This window comes from Ramlibacter sp. (assembly GCF_013697775.1).
Taxonomy (GTDB): domain Bacteria; phylum Pseudomonadota; class Gammaproteobacteria; order Burkholderiales; family Burkholderiaceae_C; genus Ramlibacter.
Map to the genome: position 1 here is coordinate 1 of NZ_JACCWG010000009.1, position 4,221 is coordinate 4,221.

The 4,221-nt window shown below is 71.3% G+C and carries 4 protein-coding genes; 1 reads left to right on the forward strand and 3 read right to left on the reverse strand.

Annotated elements, in window-relative coordinates; translation table 11 throughout:
* Positions 1–133: 133 nt before the first annotated feature.
* The 3 genes from H0U68_RS00635 to H0U68_RS00645 are packed head-to-tail and all read right to left on the reverse strand — an operon-like array spanning position 134 to position 3,341.
* Positions 134–1,438, reverse strand: coding sequence for an FAD-binding oxidoreductase (locus H0U68_RS00635; RefSeq protein WP_296352118.1), 1,305 nt, complete (start codon positions 1,436–1,438; stop codon positions 134–136).
* Positions 1,435–1,884, reverse strand: a complete 450-nt coding sequence (locus H0U68_RS00640) for a GtrA family protein (RefSeq protein ID WP_296352120.1) — start codon at positions 1,882–1,884, stop codon at positions 1,435–1,437. Before H0U68_RS00640 ends, H0U68_RS00635 begins: the two co-directional genes overlap by 4 nt.
* Positions 1,881–3,341: a UbiA family prenyltransferase gene (locus tag H0U68_RS00645; protein WP_296352122.1), complete on the reverse strand. Its 1,461-nt coding sequence runs from the start codon at positions 3,339–3,341 to the stop codon at positions 1,881–1,883. Before H0U68_RS00645 ends, H0U68_RS00640 begins: the two co-directional genes overlap by 4 nt.
* 286 nt (positions 3,342–3,627) lie before the next feature.
* Here H0U68_RS00645 and H0U68_RS00650 point away from each other — a divergent pair, with 286 nt between their 5' ends.
* Entirely contained in the window at positions 3,628–4,119 is a 492-nt protein-coding gene (locus H0U68_RS00650) for a DUF4019 domain-containing protein (RefSeq protein ID WP_296352124.1), read from the forward strand.
* The last annotated feature ends 102 nt before the right edge of the window (positions 4,120–4,221 follow it).

Below are 4,221 nucleotides of genomic sequence, written 5' to 3' on the forward strand. Positions count from 1 at the left end.
CGCAGGTCGGCCGCCAGCGCGTCCAGCCGCTCGCGCGCGCGGCCGGCCAGGTACAGGCTGTGCCCCTGCGCCGCCCACAGGCGCACCGTGGCCTGCGCAATGCCCGAGGTCGCGCCGATGACCAGGATGCGCTTCATCGCAGCCCCAGCCGGCGCGATTGCGCCGATGCGAAGCGGCCGTGCGCATGCCAGCGCGCGCGCGCTTCCTCGAATTCTTGCCAGCGCGGATAGCCGCGCTTGAATGTGGATTCGCTCATGCGGGCGTCCTTGGCCAGGTAGATGCGCCCGCCGGCATCGAGCACGACGGGGTCGAGCGCATCGAGCAGCGCGAAGGTTCGGGGTTCGGCCTTGAAATCGAGCGCAAGCGTGTAGCCCTCCATGGGAAACGACAGCAGGTTGGCATTGGCCGGCCCGAGCAGCTTGAGCACGGCCAAAAAGGCGCCGCAGCCGGAGTCGGCGATGCGACGGATGACCTCGCGCAGCGCGCCTGCGCCGCCGGCGCGGGGCACCACGAACTGGTACTGCACCAGGCCCGGCGCGCCGTACAGGCGGTTCCAGTGCGCAAGCGCGTCCAGCGGATAGAAGTACTGCTCCAGTGGCAAGGTGCGCGTCTTCGTAGCACGCAGCGCGCGGCCGTAGTACAGCGCGTTGAAGGCGCCGGCGCTGGCGCGGTTCAGCAGCCAGGGCGGCATGTCGAACGGCACCGGCTTCGGTGCCACCTCCTGCGCCGCGAGCGGACCTTCGGGTGCGTGCTCGCCCAGCATCAGCAGCGAGCGGCCGAGCGCGCCGCCGCGTGCCAGGCAGTCGATCCAGGCGACCGAATAGCGTGCCGCCAGGTGCGCATCGAAGGCCTCCAAAACGGCATCGAGGCTGGGCGCCTTGACAGTTGTTTCGACGATCTGCGCCGAGGCGATGCGCTGCAGCTGCAGGCGCGCGCGCAGCACCACGCCGGCCAAGCCCATGCCGCCGCACACGGCACGCAACAGCTCGGGGTTTTCATTCGCCGACGCGCGCGCCACCTCGCCGTTGCCCAGCAGCACCTGCATGTCCAGCACGTGGTCGCCGAAGCTGCCGTCCAGGTGATGGTTCTTGCCATGCACGTCGCTGGCGATGGCGCCGCCCACGCTCACGTGGCGCGTGCCGGGCGTGACCGCCAGGAACCAGCCGCGCGGCACGGCCAGCCGCAGGATCTCGCCCAGCGACACGCCGGCCTCGCAATCCAGCACGCCGGTGGCGTCGTCGAACGCAATGAAGTGGTCGAGCCGGCGCGTGGACAGCACCCGCGCGCCGAGCGCGCTGTCGCCGTAGCTGCGGCCCAGTCCACGCGCGATCAGCGGCAGCGGATCGGCCAGTGCATCGGCACAGCCGCGCGGCGACGCCGGCGTTTCCAGTCGCGCGTCCACGCGCGGATAGCGGCCCCAGCCGTGCAGCTCGGTCACCGGGGCGACCGTTCGGGTTCAGGGTGAACGGCTGGAACCGCCTTGTCCACGAACACCCAGTTGCGGTCCAGCTGGTACTTGATGATGTAGCCGATGGTCAGCCCGATCGTGGCGCCGACGTAGCGCATCAGGTCGGTGCCGAAGGCCACGTGGAACGCGTATTCGGTTCCCCAGAACAGCGCCGTGGTGAGCACGCCGAAGCCGGAATACAGCACGAACATGCGGCCGTCGTGCGCCAGGTCGCGCGCGCGGAAGCTGAAGATCAGCCGCTTTTCCAGCACGTATTTCAACGGCAGGCCGGCCGCGGTGCCGGCCAGCACGGACAAGGGAATCGCATACGGCCCGCGGTACAGCCACATGGCGAACGCCTGCACCGCGATGTTCAGCGCGGTGGCCAGCACGGCGACCACGGCATACAGCAGGGCGATGCGCGCGACGCGCTTCATGGCATCAGCTTGGCCAGCGCGAACACCACCACGAACAGCGCCGCCACCACCCAGCTGGCGCGGTCGCGCAGCGCGAACAGCACCGGGTCCTGGTGCATCTGGCCGCGGTGCGTGAGCAGCCAGGCGCGCGAGATCCAGTACAGCAGCAGCGGGCAGGCCAGCCAGATCGCGCGCGGCTCGCCGTACAGCGCCGCGGTGTGGCTGTCCTGGATGTACAGCGCCAACACAAGCACCGCCATGTAGCCGGACGCCGCGCCCAAGCTGGACACCATCTCCAGGTCCTGCGGGCTGTAGCCGCGTCCGCGCAGCGCGGCCTCACGACCGGCGTCGCGCGCGGCGCGCAGTTCGCTGTAGCGCTTGATCAGCGCCAGGCTCAGGAAAATGAACATCGAGAACGACAGCAGCCAGAACGACATGGGCACGGCGATGGCAGCCGCGCCGGCGATGATGCGCAGCGTGTACAGCGCGGCCAGCGTCAGCACGTCCACCACGGCCACGCGCTTCAGGTGGAACGAGTACGCCGCCGTCAGCACGCCGTAGCAGCCCAGCGCCGCGGCGAAGCGCCCGGGCAGCAGCCACGCGGCCAGCGCGAAGGCCAGCGCCAGCAGCAGCGGCCAGGCCAACCAGCCGTGCAGCAGCGACAGCGTGCCGGCGGCGAAGGGCCGCAGCCGCTTGCGCTCGTGGTGGCGGTCGTCGGCCACGTCCACCAGGTCATTGAGCAGGTACACCGCCGACGCCGCCAGGCTCAGCACGACGAAGGCGGCCAGCGCCTGCGCCACGGCCAGCGTGTCGCCGTAGCGGTGCGCCGCCAGCAGCGGCACGAACACCAGCAGGTTCTTGGCCCACTGGTGCGGCCGCGCGGCCTTCAGCAGGCCGGCGGCGGGCGACCCCGTGGCGGGCACGCGCGATGACGCCAAATTGCCGAGCGCGCGCACGCGTTCGACCAGCCGCGGCGAGCGGCTCACCACGTGCGCGGCCGCGGCCGACTGGAAGATCGGCAGGTCGGGCCAGTCGTTGCCCACGTAGTCGAAGCCGCGCTCGCCGTAGCGCGCCACCAGCACGTCGCGCTTGGCATGGGCGCGCAGGTTGCTGCCGTCCTCGGTGGCCAGCACGGTGTCGAACAGGCCCAGGTGCTGCGCCACCTGTTCGGCCAGCAGGCGGTGGCTGGCCGTGGCCAGCACCAGTTCGCGGCCCTGCTCCTTTTGCGCGCGCAGCCAGGCCAGCAGCTCGGTGTCGTAGGGCAGCACGGCGGCGTCCAGCGCAACGGACTGCGCCAGCCGCGTCTTCAGCACGCTCTTGCCCGCCGCCAGCCAGGCCAGCAGGCGCGGCGCGGCCAGCGGCCGCTGCAGCAGGAAGCGGCTGGCGCTCTCGTGCAGCAGGTCGGTGCGGATGAGGGTGCCGTCCAGGTCCACCACCAGCGGGCGCAGGGTGGTGGCGGGCGGCGAGAGGGGAATCAATGCGGGGTCCGTGTGAATCAGGGGATGCTGCGCGAAACTGTGGCAGAGCCGCGCACCAGGGTCAACAGCGCGGCCGCAAGCCGTGGACTTTAGCGCCAAGCCGCCCGCGCCCTGTCGCGTCCATGCCGCACCGGAGCCTTCCTTTCAGCATCAGGGCACGCCTGCATGATGCGCGAGCTGCTGCGATGAAGCGCAGGTAAATGTCGGCCTGCGCGGCCTTGGCCGCACGGCGGAGCTTGCCCGTACGGCTAGACTGCCCGCCATGCCGATCCCGGAGAAACCCATCTTGAAACTGTTCCGCCTGACCCTGGCCGCAGCCGCGCTGGCATGTGCCTGCAGCGCGCAAGCGCAAATGAAGGCGCCAAAGACGAGCGGCGCCACGCCGGCACCTGCGGCGGCTGCACCCGCCGCGGCGCCCTCCGGCGACGCCGCGAAGGAAGAGGCCGGCCGGCTGGTCGCCGCCGGCTGGCTGACCTTGCTGGACCGCCAGGACTGGGGCGGCGCCTGGGACCGTTCGGCCGCGCTGTTCCGCCAGAGCGTGCCGCTGGCCACCTGGATGGACGGCATTCCCAAGACGCGCGAACCGCTGGGCGCGCTGGTGGAACGCCAGCCGGCCGAAACCGCGTACAAGACCACGCTGCCGGGCCGCCCGGACGGCGAGTACGTCACCACCCTGTTCGTCAGCAAATTCGCCAACAAGGCCGACGCGGTGGAAACCGTCACCACCGTGCGCGAGAGCGACGGCAAGTGGCGCGTGACGGGCTACTCCACGCGCTGAGCCGCGCGTGGCCTCCGGCGCTCAGCGCGCCGGCGTGTTGCGCGCCGCGCCCATGCTGCGCGTGGCGCCGCCTCCCGCGCGTGCCGGCGCGCCCCGCGGCGA

Coding starts and splice junctions, on each gene's coding strand:
- H0U68_RS00640 (WP_296352120.1), bottom strand. CDS start 1,884: ATGAAGCGCGTCGCGCGCATCGCCCTGCTGTATGCCGTGGTCGCCGTG.